A 16,332-nucleotide genomic window follows, 5' to 3' on the forward strand; every position below is an offset into this window, starting at 1 on the left:
CGGACAGGCAAGGCCGCCGCAGCCGAAGCACGGGTACGTTCCGTACCTGACGTCAGGGTCACCCAACTGCCAGCGCGAAGTTTGCCATACAATTCGCCTCGACATGGATACACCTGCCCTGCACTTTCTTTTGCCGTTCGCGCTGCCCGCGTCGGCCCACTTGCCCGCACTTCTGGCCGGTTTGGAGTTGCCCGCGCTCGAAAAGTTGCTCGCGCGCGGCCTCCCGTCCGCGCAGGACGTGCCCGAAGACCCGTTCGTCCCCACCCTGCCTCATGAGCGCTGGCTCGCCGACGCCTTCGGGCTGCCCGGCGGGCCCGAGCGCGCACCGCTCGCGCCGTTCATGCTGCTCGAAGACAGCGGCACGCTCGACACGCGTTTCTGGTACTGCGCGCAGCCCGCGCATATCCACATCGCAACCGACCATCTGGTGCTCACGGACCCGGCCGAGCTCGCCCTGAGTCACGAAGAATCGGCCGCGCTCTTCGCCACCGCCCATGCCCTGTTCGCGGAAGAAGGCGCGGAGCTGATCGCGCCGCGCGCCGATCGCTGGTATCTGAGCACGCCGACGCTGGGCGACTTGCTCACGGCGTCGCCCGCACGCGCGGCCGGACGCAACGTCGATATCTGGTTGCCGCAGGGCAAGGCCGAGCTGACGTGGCGCAAGTGGCAGAACGAGGTGCAGATGGCGTGGTACGACCATCCCGCCAACCAGGCGCGCGAAGCGCGGCGCCTGCCCCCCGTCAACGCCCTCTGGCTGTTCGCCGGCGGCCAGCGCATTGCGGCGCCGCGTCTGAACCGCCCCTGCGTGAGCATCATTGCGGACGCTCCGGCCACGCGGGGCCTGGCGACCCATCTGCAAATCGCCCTGCATCCGAGCAGCGCGGGCCTCGGGGCGGCCAACGGCCGCACGCTCGTGCAACTCGACGGCCTCACGCCGCACTTCCTGACCGAAGACTGGGCCCGCTGGCGCGACACCCTCGTCGGCATCGAGCGTCAATGGCTCGCGCCGGCGCTCGAAGGCGTCGCCAAGGGTCGCACTCGCGAGGTCGCCGTCACGCTGTGCGGCGACAGCCACAGCGTGACGATCCGCATGCGCGGCGGCGACCTGCGCAAGTTCTGGCGGCGCCAGCCGCTCGCGGCGCGCATGGTGCCGCTCGCCCGGCTTGGCGAGGAAGCGGCATGACCGACATTGTCACGCGTCACGTCGACGACGCCGCGGCCGATGCCCTCGCGCGCGACGGCGTCCATCCGGTGCTCGCACGCCTGTTCGCCGCGCGCGGCGTGGCCGCCAGCGCGCAGACCGAAACGGCGCTCGGGCGACTCATTCCGCCCACGCAGCTCAAAGGCGCGCAAGAAGCCGCCGCGTTTCTCGCCGACGCCATCGCCGCGGGCAAGCGCATGCTGGTCGTGGCCGACTACGACTGCGACGGCGCCACGGCCTGCGCCGTCGCCGTTCGCGGTCTGCGCATGTTCGGCGCCAGGGTCGACTATCTCGTGCCCAATCGCTTCGAGTACGGCTATGGCCTCACGCCCGAGATCGTGGCGCTCGCCGCGCGCGGCAAGCAGGGGCCGCCCGACGTGCTGATCACGGTCGACAACGGCATCGCCAGCCTCGACGGCGTGGCCGCGGCGCAGGCGCTCGGCATCGAGGTCGTCGTCACCGACCACCACTTGCCGGGCAGCGAGTTGCCCAACGCGCGCTGCATCGTCAATCCGAACCAGCCCGGCTGCGAATTCCCGAGCAAGCACCTCGCGGGTGTGGGCGTCATGTTCTACGTACTGCTCGCGCTGCGCGCGGAACTGCGCCAGCGCGGCGCGTTCGACGCACGCGAGCAGCCGCGGCTCGACACGCTGCTCGATCTCGTCGCGCTCGGCACCGTGGCCGATGTGGTGAAGCTCGACGCCAACAATCGCATTCTCGTGGCGCAGGGACTCGCGCGCATGCGCGCCGGCCGCATGCACCCGGGCATCAACGCCCTCTTTCGCGCGGCGGCCCGCAACGCGCGACAGGCCGGCAGCTTCGACCTGGGCTTCGGGCTCGGCCCGCGCCTGAATGCCGCCGGACGCCTTGCCGACATGTCGCTCGGCATCGAGTGTCTGCTCACCGACGACGATGCGCGCGCCTGGACGCTCGCCCAGGAGCTCGACGCCATGAATCGCGAGCGACGCGAAATCGAAGCGGGCATGCAGCAAGAAGCGCTGGCCGATCTCGCACGCTTCGATCCGCGCGCCGCGACCACGCTGTGCGCGTTCAACGAGACGTGGCATCAGGGCGTGATCGGCATCGTGGCGGCGCGCCTGAAGGAGAAGTTCTACCGCCCGACCATCGTGTTCGCGCCGGGCGACGATGGTTTGATCAAGGGCTCCGGCCGTTCGATTCCGGGCTTTCACATGCGCGACGCGCTCGATCTCGTCACCAAGCGGGAGCCGGGATTGATCGCCAAGTTCGGCGGCCATGCCATGGCGGCGGGCCTCACGATCGCCGCCGACGCCTTGCCCCGGTTCCAGGCGGCCTTCGAGGCGGTCGGGCAGGAATGGCTCGACGAGAAGGCGCTCTCGCGCGTGATCGAGACCGACGGTGACATTGGCGACGACTGCTTCGCGCCGCCCTTCGTGGCGCTGCTCGATGCGCAGGTCTGGGGTCAGGGCTTCCCGCCGCCCGTATTCTCCGGCGAGTTCGACGTGCTCTCGCAAGCGATCCTCAAGGACAAGCACCTGAAGTTGCAGCTCGGGCGCGGACGCATGCGTTATAACGCCATCTGGTTCAACCACGCCGACACGCTGCCCAGCCGCGCGCGGTTCGCCTACCGGCTGGCCGCCGACACCTTCAACGGCGTGTCGCGCGTGCAGATGATCGTCGAGCACGCACAGGGCTGACCGGCGCGGTCGCGGCCAGGGGCCCTCCGGACCACATCGCTGCCACCGCGCCTACTGCGGCGATTGCGGCCATTGCGGCCACCGCATCCGCGCGTGCGCTCCGCCCTCAGCCCAATGGCTGCGCCGAACGCCGGGTGCGTCCCATGGGGGTGACGAACGCGAGCACTGCCGGCGCGAGCACTCGCAGACGATGCCAGCATCGGGACGGCACCACCGCCAGACACGGCGCGGTGATCTCGAGCGTGCGCACAGCGCCAGTCGCATCCACGAAGTCGAGCGCCAGCCGGCCCCGCGCCACCATCAACAGTTCGTCGCCCGCGTCGTGACACTCCCACACGTGGGCATGCACCGACGCATCGTCCGGCGCATCGAACAGGCCGATCATGCGAAGCGCGTCCCCTGGCCCGGCGAGCGGCGCGATCGTCTCGCCGTGGAGGCCGAGCATCGCGCCTCGCCCGGGCTCGCACGTCCATGGCACGCGTTCGGCACGGTCCCCGTCGGGCAGGCTGCCCTCGTCAGCGGTCATGAGCGGCCTCAGCGCGACTCGCAGCGACGCTGTCGAACGCGAGCGATGCCGATACGTGACGCGGACCCATCACCCGCTGCCCGGTAAGTACGATCGTGCGCATTGCCTGCGCCCAGCCCTGCATCGTCACGAGCGACACCTGTGCATGCACCACGCTCGTGCCGGCCGAACTCGCCCGCTGCGGCGCCTTGCCCGGCGGCCAGGCGCGACGCAGCTCGTCATCGACCGGCGCATCGTGAAAGCCTCCGCTCATGGTCATGTCGAAGACCAGCGTGTGATCGTCTTCGCCCGGGCAGTACGCCATGCCGGACACCCCGAAGCGATGCGCGCCTTCCGAAACGAGTCCCGTGATGTCGAACAAGCGTGTCGAGGCGCTGTCGTGCGGGACGAGTACGAGTTCGATCGGCAGCGGCCCTTCGGCCTCGAGGCGGTAAGTGCCGCGCAGCACCGCTGCCGTCGGCGCGCTCGTGCAGAGTTTCGGCATGTCGGGCGCCGAGGTGAGCGCGGCAGGCACGGCAGACGGGGCCGGGGTCTGCGCATGAGCGAAGGAAGCACTCAGCGCAGCGGCGAAGGCCGCGGCTGCCGCCAGCCGCGCCGCACGCATCGTTCGCGGGGGCATTGCCATTTTTTTCACGGATTGACTCCTGTCAGGTTGGAGAATGTGCCGAGCGGTGCTACCGGGCGCATCGCCCTGCCGTGCACGCCCGGCAGGGGGCTCAGTAATCGGCGCGCAACGTCAGCATCACGCTGCGCGGCGCACCGTAATGGTTGTTCCAGGCGGCGTTCGACAGACTCTGGTAATAGCGGCGATCGAATACGTTGTTCAGATTGAGCGCGGCCGAGACGCGCGGGCTGTAGCGATATCCCGCGCGCAGATTGACGATCGCGTAGCCGCCTTGCCGCAGTCGGATACCGTTGGACGTCGCCGAGGTCTCGCTCTGCACGTCGACACCGCCGCCCACGCTCCAGCGCCGCGCATCGAACGGCAACGCATAGTTCGTCCACACGCGCAGCAGGTGACGCGGCGTGAAGTCGGCGAACGACTGCCCCTGCATCGTGGCGTCCGCGAGGTACTTCGTGGTGTTGAAGGTGTAGCCGGCAGACACGCTCCAGGCGTCCGTGATCCGGCCGTTGGCCTGCATTTCCACGCCCTGGCTCTGCACCTCGCCCGAGGCGAGGTAGCGACACGTGGTGCCCATGCACGGCACGCTCGGATCGGTCTGCGCACGGTTCTTCTGACGAATGCGGAACACGGCGAGCGATACGTCCATCGCCGCGTCGAACAACTGCCCCTTGACGCCGGCTTCGTAGCTCTCGCCGGTGATCGGTTTGAGCAGGTTGTTGCCCGCGTCGAGCACCGTCTGCGGCTGGAAGATGTCGGCATAGCTCGCATAAAGTGACCAGTGCTCGTTCAGGTCGAATACTGCACCGGCATAAGGCGTCGCCTTCGCGCCGGTGCGATAGGCGCTCGCCGGCGCGTGCTGGTCCCACCAGGACACGCGCGCGCCGAGCACGACGGTGAGCGGCCTGGCGAGCCGGATCCGGCCCATCGCGTAGGCGCCGTTCTGCACGGTGCGGGTTGGCGTGACGCTCGACAACGGCCCTGTGCCGGGCTCGGGCACGCGATTCGGGTCCCACCGGAAGATGTCCACGGGCGTGCCGTTGACCGGGGGGACCAGCGAGGCACTGCGTTGCTGCGAAGTGGCTTCGAGCCGTTGCAGGCCGAACAGCAGATGGTGCTCGCGGCCGAACCACCGCACGGGGCCGTCGAGCTGCACGTCCACGCCCGTCTGCGTGTTGTCGAAACGATAGGCCGCGCCGGTCAGCTGGCTGCCGGCCCCCGTGACTGAATCGATTGCGCCGAACGCCACGCCGTACTTCAGGTCGCCGCCGGCGTCGAGATAGTTCGCGGAGAGTTTCGCGGCCCAGCCGTGACCGAGCTGCTGCTCGAGCGTGCCGAACACGCGCGTTTCCGTCCAGTCGAACGTGTCCCACGACGAGCCGAGAAACGTCGAGCGGGGCAGATGCAGATCATCGCCCTTGGTCGAGAACGGTACGCCGGCAAGATTGGGCGTTGAGGTCGTGCGTTGATGTTGCATGCCCGCCCGCAGCATCGTCGTCGAGGTAAGGTCGGCCTCGGCCACGCCATAGAGGGTCGTGGCGTGCTGACGGCCGACGTCGTAGTACATGCGCTGACGCTCGTCGGACACCGCCACCCGGGCACGCAGCGAACCGCCGGCGTTGACCGGGCCGCCGATGTCGACCTCTTCCCGATAGCGGTCCCAACTGCCGAGCGTGACGGCCGCCGAAGCCTTGGGGCTCGCGCCGGGGCGCTTGTGCACGAGGTTCACCAGCCCGGCGGGATTGCCCGTGCCATGGAAGAGGCCTGCCGAGCCGCGGATGATCTCGACGCGCTCGTAGGGCGTCATGTCCTGCGGCCCTGCCGCGGTGTTGGCCATCAGGACCGGCACACCGTCCTGCTCGAAGGCGTCGAGCTTGAAGCCGCGCGAATAGAACGCGGTGGTGAGCAGCACATACGGCTGCACCGTGATACCGGGCACGTTCTGCAGCACGTCTTCGATCGTATGGGCGCCCTGTTGGGCCATGGTCTCGTCGTCGACCACCGTGACCGTCTGGGGAATATCGCGCACCGATGGCGCGATTCTGCCCAGCACGGAGCCCTGCGCCGCCGGATCGCGTTCGGTGGCCGCGCTCACCTGCGTGATCGGCAGCACGTTCGCCGGCACGCCGTCGGGGACAGGCGCGGTCTGCGCCGATTCGGGCGATGGCGGCAGCGGCGCGGACGTTTGCGCCAATGCCGGCAGCGCCGCCGCACCGGTCACGAACGCCGCGGCCGCGAGCGCCACCGCGCGCCGCCGCGCGCCATGCGCTGGCGCGCCGATGGAAACGGCATCGGGTGGAACGGGATTTTTGAAAGACATCGGCAACAGCAACGAGATGAATAGTCGATCTCGTCATCGTGCCGCTCGCGCGTCGCGCGCACTCGCGTTTGCATCACCAAGGCTGGCGATCGCATCACGAAATGGCGCCGCTGGCCGCTTCGTCGCTTCGTCGCTTCGTCACTTCGTCGCTTCGTCACTTCACGGCCATGCCGTGTCCGCCCCCTCGCGCGACAGCACGTTCGGCAACATGCCGAAACGGGCGCGGAAGACTTTCGCGAAGTGGGAATCGGTGTAGCCGCAGCGCCACGCCGCCTCTCCCACGCTGATGCGCCGCACGCTCAGCAGCTCGTATGCCATCGTGAGCCGCCGCTCGCGCACGTAGCCTTGCACGCTCACGCCGAGATGTTCGCGAAAACCGGCGCACAGCTTGTTGACGTTGATGCCGACTTCCCGCGCCAGTTCCGGCAACGAAGGCGGCGCCTGCAAACGCGCGTCGAGCACGTCGCGCGCGGCCAGCACGGCGCGCCGCGTCACTCGCGCACGGTGCGACTGCGATGCGGTTGGCGCCAACGCGCCGGACGGGCGGTGCGCCATCGCGCCCTCGCGGGCGACCGAGGCCGGCGCGTCTTGCGACACATCCAGCGCACCCGGCGCGCCCGGTATGTAGGCAGCGCATCGCGCCAGCGCGTCGAACGTCTGCGCCACGAGCGCCAGACGCTGCCACGCCGGGTCGGCGCCGTCGCACTCGCCATTCGCTTGCGACGCCATTGCGCTTGCCCAACGCCATTCGTCCGCGCTCATGGCACGCGAGAGCACCGCGGTATTTTCCGACCAGTCGCCTGCCACGCGAGCGGGGGCGAGCGGCCGAGGATGGTGCGCCGCGTGACGCCAGCGACGAACCAGCGCATGCGCGTCCAGCCCGCTTGTGGCCTGCAGATACTGCGCGGACAAGCGAACCCCGCAGTAGCGCAGTGAGCGCGCTTCGCCGTAAACGTTCTCGATGTCGAAGCCGCTCGGGCCGAAGCACACGTTGACACTGCCTGGCCAGGCCGGCATCAGCGGCGTACCGGCAGCGCCCCAATGCAACGCGCCTTCGAGCAGAAATACGATCTTGATGTCGCCGGCCGCGAGCGGCTCCCTCGTCCTCTGCCCCGCCTGCGCCAACTGCACGCCACGCGCCAGGGACAGCCCCTCGAGATCGATTTCGTGACGCCAAGGTCCCGACATGCCATGCCCCACTTGAATGTTAATGAGACACATTATCATTTGAGTGCTGAATCACGCAATGGCGAGGCCGGGGCCGCCTCTCTCAGACAGGCTGCCCCTGCGCCACATACTCGCGCATCACCCGCAGGAAGGCTTCGCGCGCCGGATGGACGTCCACACCGCGGTGGCGCACGAAGAAGTTCGGCACGGCGGGCAGGTCCTCCATCTCGTGGCCGAGGAGATTCGCCTCCTGCCGATAGCGCAGATAAACGCCGCGCGGTACAAGCGAATAACCCACGCCCGCTCCCACGCACGCCACGATGGTCGCGTAGCTGCCGTAGCTGAGAATGCGTCCCGGCGTGACGGCATTCGCGGCCAGCCACTGCTCGAGCGTCGCCCGGTACGGGCATCCGGGCGGCCACATGAGCAGCGTCGCACCCGACAGATCCGAAGCGCCCTTGAGCCGGCCGGCGCGCGCCGGCGCCACGAGCATCACCGGCTCGCGATAGATCTCGTCGGCCACCACGCTCGCCTGCGCCTGCGCTTCCTGACACGCCGTGCCCGCGATCAGCGCGGCGTCCACGCGCCCATGCTGAATCTCGTCGAGCAGATTGAGCGACGTGTCGGTCACCAGGTTGAGTCTCACCTTCGGGTACGCCGCGTGAAAGCGCGCCAGTACGGCCGGCAGGCGCGACGTGGCCGACGACTCGATGGCGCCGAGCGAGAAATCGCCCGCCGGTTCGTTGGCCGGATTGAGCGCGGCACTGGCCTCGCGCGAGAGCGCCAGGATGCGCTCCGCGTAACCGAGCAGCGTTCGCCCGCTCGGCGTGAGTTGCAGGCGCCGCCCCTGCCGATGGAACAGCTTGACGCCCACCGTGTGCTCGAGCGCCCGAATGCGCGCCGTGACGTTCGACTGCACGCAATGCAGCGCCTCGGCCGCCCGCAGCACGCTGCCCTCGTCGACGATGGCCTTGAAGGTCTGAAGTTGCAGAAAGTCCATGAGGATCTCCCGGCGCCGCGGCGCGTGGAACAGGCAAGCGAGGGGCGGGCCGAGCGCGACGACGTGAGGCACCGCGCCCGACGATGTCGCGCATGGTATGCGAGTCCACGCATCACTTCAATAATAATGAACGGAATGCTCTTTACATTTCACTTTTTTAGCGAAAAGGAAAGGCATAAGCTGCGGGTTACCCCTAGGTCGCGCGAGCCCGCGAATTTTGGCCTTCGGCCTGTCGCGGTACGACGCCCCGTGCGTTTCCGTGCGTTTCCGTGCGTTTCCGTGCGTTTCCGTGCGTTTCCGTGCGTTTCCGTGCGTTTCCGTGCGTTTTTCACAAAGGAAGATCCTCATGCTCCGCCCTCTGTCCGCCGCCAACCTCGACGCCTGCGCTCCGGTGATTGCCGCACCGGTGACGCCGCTCGGCCTGTTCTTTCGCGCCGTCGAGCAGTGGCGCATGCACTACGAGCAGACGCTGCAGGCCGAAGCACTCGCCGCGTTCGACGACACCTCGCTCGCCGACATCGGTTACACCCCGCGACGCGTTCGGCCTGCGCCGCGTCGCCCGCTGAGGGCCTCCCCCCCCCTCCTCGTTCCCTCCTCGTTCCCTCCTCGTTCCCTCCTCGTTCCCTCCTCGTTCCCTCCTCGTTCCCTCCTCGTTCCCTCATCGCCCCTTCATCGCTCCCTTACCGCCTCCGCTTCGCCGCTGTGCCCGAGTCCCGTCCGAAAGTCGCCGAAAGCCGCCCGAAAAGTGGGCGAGCGGGGGCTTGAACGGGAACTTAAACGGGGGCTTCGCTGCGCTATAATCGCTGTTTTCCCGAATTCGCAACCGTCATAGCTCATGGAAGCCCAACGCCTGAACGCCATCGAATCCCTGCTCGCCGACCTGCGCACCCGCGCCGGCGAGCTCAGGGGGTATCTTTGACTTCGATGCCAAGCAAGCTCGCCTGATCGTCGTCAACAAGGAACTCGAAGACCCGAACATCTGGAACGACCCGAAGCGGGCACAGGAATTCGGCAAGGAAAAGAAGGCGCTCGACAGCGTCGTCGAAACGCTGACCTCGCTCGATAGCGACATCAGCGACACGCAGGACCTGTTCGAACTGGCGCGCGAAGAAGGCGACGAAGACACCCTGCTCGCCACCGAAGCGGACGCACAGGCGCTGGAAAAGCGTGTCGGCGAGATGGAATTCCGCCGCATGTTCAACAACCCGGCCGACCCCAACAACTGCTTCATCGACATCCAGGCCGGCGCCGGCGGCACGGAAGCGTGCGACTGGGCGTCGATGCTGCTGCGCCAGTACCTGCGTTACTGCGAGCGCAAGGGCTTCAAGACCGAAGTGCTCGAAGTCTCCGACGGCGACGTGGCCGGCATCAAGAGCGCCTCGATCAAGGTCACGGGCGACTACGCCTACGGCTTCCTGCGCACCGAAACCGGCGTGCACCGCCTCGTGCGCAAGTCGCCGTTCGACTCGTCGGGCGGCCGCCACACGTCGTTCGCGAGCGTGTTCGTGTATCCGGAAGTCGACGACTCCATCGATATCGAAGTCAACCCCGCCGACGTGCGTACCGATACGTACCGCGCATCGGGCGCCGGCGGTCAGCACATCAACAAGACCGACTCGGCCGTGCGTCTCACGCACATCCCGACGGGCATCGTCGTGCAGTGCCAGAACGACCGTTCGCAGCACCGCAACCGCGCCGAGGCATGGGCCATGCTCAAGTCGCGCCTGTACGAGCATGAGCTGCGCAAGCGCCAGGCCGAACAGGACAAGCTCGAGTCGAGCAAGACCGATGTGGGCTGGGGCCACCAGATCCGTTCATACGTGCTCGACAACTCCCGTATCAAGGACCTGCGCACCAACGTGGAAATTGGCAATACGGGCAGCGTGCTCGACGGCGATCTCGACGAGTTCATCTTCGCGAGTCTCAAGCAGGGAGTGTAAGGAATGGCGTTTGTCCGCACGCTAGCCGTGTGGGTGGTGAGCGCGCTGTGCATGCAGCGCGCCGCCGTTGCCGCCCCGGCGAGTACGCCGGGCGCACCGGGCGCGAGTCCCGAGACGGGACCGTACCTGCATGAGCTGCTCAAGCGCCCGGACTTCTCGGGCGCTTATGCGCGCATCGTCGCGCCGCGCGCGGTGCCTTCGTGGGTGCGTCAGGGCGGCACGTCGACGCCTTCGCAACGCGTGAGCGTCGCCGGCAAGCCCTGGCTTCTGGTGCAGAGCTGCAAGCCGCACGACTGCCCCAGCGAGTATGTCCACATTTTGTATGAGCCGCGCTCGCAGGCGATCGCGGCGATGTTCGTGAGAGACCCGAGTGCGACGGCCAACGCCGGACCGCATCAGGATCGCACCGAACTGATCTGGCTGGGCGCGCCCGACGGCTCGCTCAAGAATGCCCTGCTGCACACGCTGCGTTTTACCGAATAACCTCATCGCTCGCATCATGACCGATCACAACACTCCGGCCGCATCGGCCACCCCGGCTGCTTCCGCCAATGCGGCCGGCGACCTGCCGCAGGACGACAACAAGCTCATCGCCGAGCGTCGCGAAAAACTGCAGGCGCTGCGCGCCGGCGGCGTGGCGTTCCCGAACGACTTCCGTCCCGAGCACCACGCGGGCGATCTGCAGGCGCGCTACAAGGACGTGGACAACGAGGCGCTCGAAGCCGAGCCCATCCCCGTGTCGGTGGCCGGTCGCATGATGCTCAAGCGCGTGATGGGCAAGGCGGCATTCGCGACCGTGCAGGACGGCAGCGGCCAGATCCAGTTCTTCATCGGCCGCGACGACGTCGGCGCCGATTCGATGACCGCCTTCAAGGGCTGGGACATCGGCGACATCATCGCCGCGACCGGTACGCTGTTCCGCACCCGCACCGGCGAACTCTCGGTCAAGGTCAAGGAATTGCGCCTGCTGGCCAAGTCGCTGCGCCCGCTGCCGGACAAGTTCCACGGCCTGGCCGACCAGGAAACGAAGTACCGCCAGCGTTACGTGGACCTGATCACGTCGCCGGAGACGCGCAACACCTTCCGCGCGCGCGCCAAGGCGATCGCCTCGATCCGCAAGTACATGACGGACGCCGACTTCATGGAAGTCGAAACGCCGATGCTGCACCCGATCCCGGGCGGTGCGGCCGCCAAGCCGTTCATTACGCACCACAACGCGCTCGACATGCAGATGTATCTGCGTATCGCGCCCGAGCTGTACCTCAAGCGCCTGATCGTGGGCGGCTTCGAGCGCGTGTTCGAGATCAACCGCAACTTCCGCAATGAGGGCGTCTCGCCGCGCCACAATCCGGAATTCACGATGATGGAGTTCTACGCGGCTTACACGGATTACCGTTGGCTGATGGACTTCACCGAAGCGCTGATCCGCCGCGCCGCCGTCGACGCGCGCGGCACCGCCACCATCGAATACCAGGGCCGCGAGCTCGATCTGTCCAAGCCGTTCCACCGCCTGACGATCGTCGAGGCGATCCGCAAGTACGCCCCCGAGTACACCGACGCCCAACTCGCCGATATCGAGTACGTGCGCGGTGCCTTGGGCAAGTACGGCGTGAAGGTCGATGCGCCGCAGTTCAAGAACGCGGGCCTGGGTGCGCTGCAACTGGCGCTGTTCGAAGAAACGGCCGAGAGCCAGCTCTGGGAGCCGACCTTCATTGTCGACTACCCGGTGGAAGTCTCGCCGCTCGCCCGTGCGTCGGACACCGTGCCGGGGATCACCGAACGCTTCGAACTGTTCATTACCGGTCGCGAGATCGCCAACGGCTTCTCCGAGCTGAACGATCCCGAAGACCAGGCGGCGCGCTTTCGCGCTCAGGTGGAGCAAAAGGACGCCGGCGACGAAGAAGCCATGTATTACGACGCCGACTACATTCGCGCGCTCGAGTACGGCATGCCCCCGACGGGCGGCTGCGGTATCGGCATCGATCGCCTGATCATGCTGCTCACCGACAGCCCGAACATTCGCGACGTGCTGCTCTTCCCGCATCTGCGCCGCGAAGACTGATCGGTCACGCGCTGGGACGCGTGCACGGAACATGCCGCAGCCCGCAGGGGCCGCGGCATTTTTTTTGGGCGCCGCCGGCATAGCGCGGGCGCACAGACTCTCCGAAACCAGCCGCCGGAGCGCGCCCGTCAGAAAGCCGGCGTGCCGCGGTAAGCGGACGGCCAGTCGCCATCGAGCCGTAACCACGCGCGTGAAATCGGCACAATCGCGCCGCCCGAGCCTGCTTCGATCAACTGGCGCAACGCCAGTGACGCCAGTGTCTTCGCGTCCGTCGGGAAAGCGACCAGAAACGTGCGGTTGACGGCAACCGCCGCAAACTCCTTCACGCCAAAATGCTCGACCATCGAACGATAGAGGTTGCCGAGCACCAGTGCGCCGGCGGGCGCGAGCCAGTTGCCGCGCGAGCCGCCGATCATCGTACCGTCGTCGAGCCGCGCGATGCCGAACTCGAAGTGGCGCGCCGTCCACGCACGCGCGAGATTCGATGCGGCATGTTCGAACGCCGCCTCGAACGTGAGGCCCGCGCCCGCCAGGTCCGGCCCCCGCAGACGCCGCAGTCCGTGTGCACTATCGAGCACCAGTGTAACGAAGACGTCGTCGGAGAACGGCTCGCTGACGTCGGCCGCCGGGTCGTGCGCGTCAATCCACGCGCGCTCGACGACGTAGGGATAGAGATGCGCGTGAGCCGCGGCATCGAGCGGCATATCGAGGGGCAGGAGCGTGTCGAGCATGGCGGGACGTTCACAGACGATGAGCGTCATTATGCGCGTCCGGCGCCTGCCACGCGCGCCAAAGCGTGCGCGCCATCAACATCGGCAGCACGACCGCGCCCCACTGCCCCATCGGCGGCCACAGTACGGCGAGGTAGGCCTGCATCGGCAACAGCCATGCCGCGGCAACCAGCCAACGATCGACGCGCTGCCAGGCGCCGCCCCGCGGTTCGCGACGCCCGCCGACCTCGGGGCTGGCGTCGTGCGCATCGCCTGCGCCGACCGCCTCGCAGGACAAACACAGCAGCGGCACAATGAGCCAGACCAGTTCGTAGTACAGCAGGTAGGGCTGCGCCAGCAGCGTCGCAATCATGGCCGATGCCACGCGCCACCGCAGCGGCGCGCGTCGCCTCCACAGCCACGCCGCGCCGATCACCGAGGGCGCCGCGATCGCCGCATGCCACCCATACGCGAGCGGCAATCCTGCGCCATGCAGACGCGCCAGCGCGAACACGGTCGGCATTGCATGCCAGATGCCGCCGGCCCCCTGCTGCACCCCCTGCGCGTTGAACTGCGATACCGCCGTCAGGAACGCTTGCCAGAGCGTCCAGCCGGACCATAGCAACGTGAGGCCGAACACGATGGCTGCCGTGATGGCCGCCCACGTCAGCGCGCGCCAATGCCTGCCGCAAAGCCACCACAACGGCAGCAACACCGCGAACTGCGGTTTGATAATGAGCAATCCGCCGCATACACCGGCAAGCGTGGCGCGGCGGCTCGCATACGTGATCGCCATCGTCGTCAACCACAGCGTGAGGACCGAATTCTGTCCCGCGAGCAGCGTCACCCAAAGCCCGGGAAATGCGCCGACGACAAGCCATGGCCAACCGGCCAGACGCCGCCAGTAGCGTACCGCCGCGACGAGTAGCGCGATGCTGAGGGCAACGTACAACGCGTAGACGAGCGGATACGGCAATCGCGAGATCGGCGCAATGAGCCATTGAAACGGTGGCGGATACAACCACCGCCCCGCTTCCGGATAGGCGGGGAAGAACCGAAGCTGCGTGGGAATCAGCACCGTTGGGTCGAAAGCGGCGAGCGCGCCGAATTGCTCCGTGATCCAGGAGACCGTCCAGAACACGCGCAAATCATGACCGAGCGGCGGCATGCCCTCACCGCCGCGCCCATCCGCCGCCAGCCAGCTCACCGCCCATGCGCCCAGCGCGAGCCACTGGACCAGCAGCAAGACGAGCGCCGCGCACTCAACGCCGCGCGATGCGGGCGTTAGCCGCATTTCGCGGGGTCTCGCCTGTCGATTCACTCTCGCCTGCTCCGCGACTTGTTTCATTTGTTAAGGCACTGGGCCGGACGTGACTTCCGCGCGGCCGTTCGATATCAGGAAAACCGTTGATTTTCAAAGCGTTACACGACGCCACCCGCAACTTTCGTGGTATTGCCGGCGACGAACATCTTACATCGCGTTACAAAAAGAAACGGTCGCCGCGCGTGCCGTCGCCGACACTTCTCACATGCGAAGCCGCCCGTGCCTTGCCAGCACGCAGAAGGGGGGTTCGCGACAACCGCACGATGGAGAAAACAATATGGATAACGATCTGCAACCGCGCCGCATGCATCCGCTGATCGCTGCCGCCGCCGGCAGCATCGTGGTCGTCAGTCTGCTCGGGGTCGCCGCCATCACGGGCGTCCTGCCCACGGCGAAGAGCACTGACGGCCCCGCCCCCAGCGCGAGTGGCTCGCAGTACGCACTGACGTCGCCACAATCTACGCCATCGGAATGGCAATCCTCGCCGCAATCCGGCCAGCAGCCGCAGGTTGCGCAGCCGACTCAGTCTTCGCAGGTTCCGCAAGAGGCTCGACAACCGGCGCCGGCGCAACGCGCTCCGCAACCGTCGTATGCGCAGGCGCCTGCAACGCCCGCCCGACAGCAGGCTGCGGCCTGCTCAACCTGCGGCACGGTGCAATCGATAGAGCCGATCCGTACACAGGGGCAGGCCACCGGCCTCGGCGCGGTGGGCGGCGCAGTCGCCGGCGGTCTGCTCGGCAATCAGTTTGGCGCCGGCAACGGCCGCACGGCGATGACGGTGGTCGGCGCGCTCGGCGGCGGCCTGGCCGGCAACGAAGTCGAGAAGCGCGTTCGCTCGGAGACGTCGTACCGCGTCTACGTGCGCATGGACAACGGCAAGACGCGCTACTGGACGTATCAATCCGCACCAGGCGTGCAGCCGGGTGACCGCGTTCGCCTCGAGAACGGTGCGCTGGTGCGTGCCGGATGACCGGACATTCCGTCGGCCGTGACGGGCATCGCAGAAACTGGGCATCGCAGAAAGGACAAAGGCCGCTCATCGGAGCGGCCTTTGTCATGGCGGAGACGGTTGGGCGCCTCAAATACGTTAAATGCGTAGCCGCACCCCGAGCGGCGCGCACTAGCCAGGCGCCGTCAACGTACTTTCATGTCCGCCGGATACGCGTTTAACGCCTTCTTCTCAACGCGCTTCGTCAATCCACGCCATCTGAATGGCTTCAAGCACTTTCTCGCCGGCACGGTCGGCCGCATCGTCGAAGCCGTCGAGCGCCATCACCCACCGGTGCAGGTCGGTAAAACGCACGTATTGCGGGTCAACGTCGGGATGCGCGTCGGTCAACGCGATCGCGATGTCCTGAATGTCGGTCCATTTCATGGGGCAGGCTCCTTGTTGTTCCTCTCTTGTCACCCGAGCGCGACACGCCGCGCTCAGTGATTTTCCTTGGCGTGGTTGATCGTGTACTTCGGAATCTCCACGACGAGATCCGAGTCGGCCGGCATCTTGGTCTGGCAGGACAGGCGCGACGTCGGCTCCAGCCCCCAGGCCTTGTCGAGCAGGTCCTCCTCCTCGTCCTCGGCCGGCTCCAGCGACTCGAAGCCTTCGCGCACGATCACGTGACACGTGGTGCAGGCGCACGATTTCTCGCACGCATGTTCGATCTCGATGTCGTTGGCCAGCAAGGCGTCGCACACGGTGGTCCCCGGCGCGACCTCGAGCACCGCGCCCTCCGGGCACAGTTCGACGTGAGGCAATACAACGATTTGTGGCATGGCTTGGATTTCCG

At 67.2% G+C, this 16,332-nt stretch carries 15 protein-coding genes; 6 read left to right on the forward strand and 9 right to left on the reverse strand.

What is annotated here, in order from left to right; all coding sequences use genetic code 11:
• The first annotated feature begins 103 nt into the window (after positions 1-103).
• Positions 104-1,183, forward strand: a complete 1,080-nt coding sequence (locus tag CDN36_RS03090) for a regulator (RefSeq protein WP_287495960.1) — start codon at positions 104-106, stop codon at positions 1,181-1,183.
• On the forward strand, positions 1,180-2,877 hold the full coding sequence (recJ, locus tag CDN36_RS03095; protein ID WP_287495961.1) for a single-stranded-DNA-specific exonuclease RecJ: 1,698 nt from the start codon (positions 1,180-1,182) through the stop codon (positions 2,875-2,877). Before CDN36_RS03090 ends, recJ begins: the two co-directional genes overlap by 4 nt.
• Before the next feature lie 106 nt (positions 2,878-2,983).
• On the opposite strand, the gene CDN36_RS03100 is transcribed toward recJ, so the two are convergent.
• The 5 genes from CDN36_RS03100 to CDN36_RS03120 form a co-directional block, all read right to left on the reverse strand.
• Positions 2,984-3,403 (reverse strand): cupin domain-containing protein, encoded by a 420-nt coding sequence (locus CDN36_RS03100; protein WP_287495962.1) that lies wholly within the window; start codon positions 3,401-3,403, stop codon positions 2,984-2,986.
• On the reverse strand, positions 3,393-4,037 hold the full coding sequence (locus tag CDN36_RS03105; RefSeq protein ID WP_287495963.1) for a hypothetical protein: 645 nt from the start codon (positions 4,035-4,037) through the stop codon (positions 3,393-3,395). Before CDN36_RS03105 ends, CDN36_RS03100 begins: the two co-directional genes overlap by 11 nt.
• An 82-nt stretch (positions 4,038-4,119) precedes the next feature.
• Positions 4,120-6,345: a TonB-dependent siderophore receptor gene (locus CDN36_RS03110; protein WP_287495964.1), complete on the reverse strand. Its 2,226-nt coding sequence runs from the start codon at positions 6,343-6,345 to the stop codon at positions 4,120-4,122.
• A 159-nt stretch (positions 6,346-6,504) separates the two neighbouring features.
• A complete protein-coding gene (locus CDN36_RS03115) occupies positions 6,505-7,533 on the reverse strand; it encodes a helix-turn-helix transcriptional regulator (RefSeq protein WP_287495965.1) in 1,029 nt (342 codons plus the stop codon).
• A gap of 82 nt (positions 7,534-7,615) precedes the next feature.
• A complete protein-coding gene (locus tag CDN36_RS03120) occupies positions 7,616-8,512 on the reverse strand; it encodes a LysR family transcriptional regulator (RefSeq protein ID WP_287495966.1) in 897 nt (298 codons plus the stop codon).
• 835 nt (positions 8,513-9,347) lie between these two features.
• Here CDN36_RS03120 and prfB point away from each other — a divergent pair.
• From prfB to lysS, 3 genes are all read left to right on the forward strand, one after another.
• A protein-coding gene (gene prfB, locus CDN36_RS03125) for a peptide chain release factor 2 (protein ID WP_174966320.1) occupies positions 9,348-10,452 on the forward strand; the annotation gives its coding sequence in 2 pieces (ribosomal slippage) (positions 9,348-9,419 and positions 9,421-10,452; 1,104 coding nt in all).
• Between the two features lie 3 nt (positions 10,453-10,455).
• A complete protein-coding gene (locus CDN36_RS03130; RefSeq protein WP_150555009.1) occupies positions 10,456-10,935 on the forward strand; it encodes an Ivy family c-type lysozyme inhibitor in 480 nt (159 codons plus the stop codon).
• A 16-nt stretch (positions 10,936-10,951) separates the two neighbouring features.
• Positions 10,952-12,514, forward strand: a complete 1,563-nt coding sequence (gene lysS / locus CDN36_RS03135) for a lysine--tRNA ligase (protein WP_287495967.1) — start codon at positions 10,952-10,954, stop codon at positions 12,512-12,514.
• Between the two features lie 128 nt (positions 12,515-12,642).
• Here the strand turns inward: lysS and CDN36_RS03140 are convergent, their stop codons facing one another.
• Together CDN36_RS03140 and CDN36_RS03145 are read right to left on the reverse strand one after the other, a co-directional pair.
• The gene (locus CDN36_RS03140) at positions 12,643-13,275 is read right to left on the reverse strand and encodes a DUF1444 domain-containing protein (RefSeq protein ID WP_287495968.1); all 633 of its coding nucleotides are present in this window, start codon (positions 13,273-13,275) and stop codon (positions 12,643-12,645) included.
• A complete protein-coding gene (locus tag CDN36_RS03145) occupies positions 13,256-14,518 on the reverse strand; it encodes a glycosyltransferase family 87 protein (RefSeq protein ID WP_287495969.1) in 1,263 nt (420 codons plus the stop codon). Before CDN36_RS03145 ends, CDN36_RS03140 begins: the two co-directional genes overlap by 20 nt.
• Before the next feature lie 307 nt (positions 14,519-14,825).
• On the opposite strand from CDN36_RS03145, the gene CDN36_RS03150 reads away from it, so the two are divergent.
• Entirely contained in the window at positions 14,826-15,518 is a 693-nt protein-coding gene (locus tag CDN36_RS03150; protein ID WP_287495970.1) for a glycine zipper 2TM domain-containing protein, read from the forward strand.
• A gap of 210 nt (positions 15,519-15,728) precedes the next feature.
• Here CDN36_RS03150 and iscX read toward each other — a convergent pair whose 3' ends face one another.
• Together iscX and fdx are read right to left on the reverse strand one after the other, a co-directional pair.
• Positions 15,729-15,923: a Fe-S cluster assembly protein IscX gene (gene iscX / locus CDN36_RS03155; RefSeq protein WP_150555003.1), complete on the reverse strand. Its 195-nt coding sequence runs from the start codon at positions 15,921-15,923 to the stop codon at positions 15,729-15,731.
• A 53-nt stretch (positions 15,924-15,976) separates the two neighbouring features.
• Positions 15,977-16,318 (reverse strand): ISC system 2Fe-2S type ferredoxin, encoded by a 342-nt coding sequence (gene fdx / locus CDN36_RS03160; protein WP_150555002.1) that lies wholly within the window; start codon positions 16,316-16,318, stop codon positions 15,977-15,979.
• Positions 16,319-16,332 lie beyond the last annotated feature (14 nt).

Source organism: Pandoraea sp. CB10b_02, from assembly GCF_002216225.1.
Taxonomy (GTDB): Bacteria; Pseudomonadota; Gammaproteobacteria; order Burkholderiales; family Burkholderiaceae; genus Pandoraea; species Pandoraea nosoerga.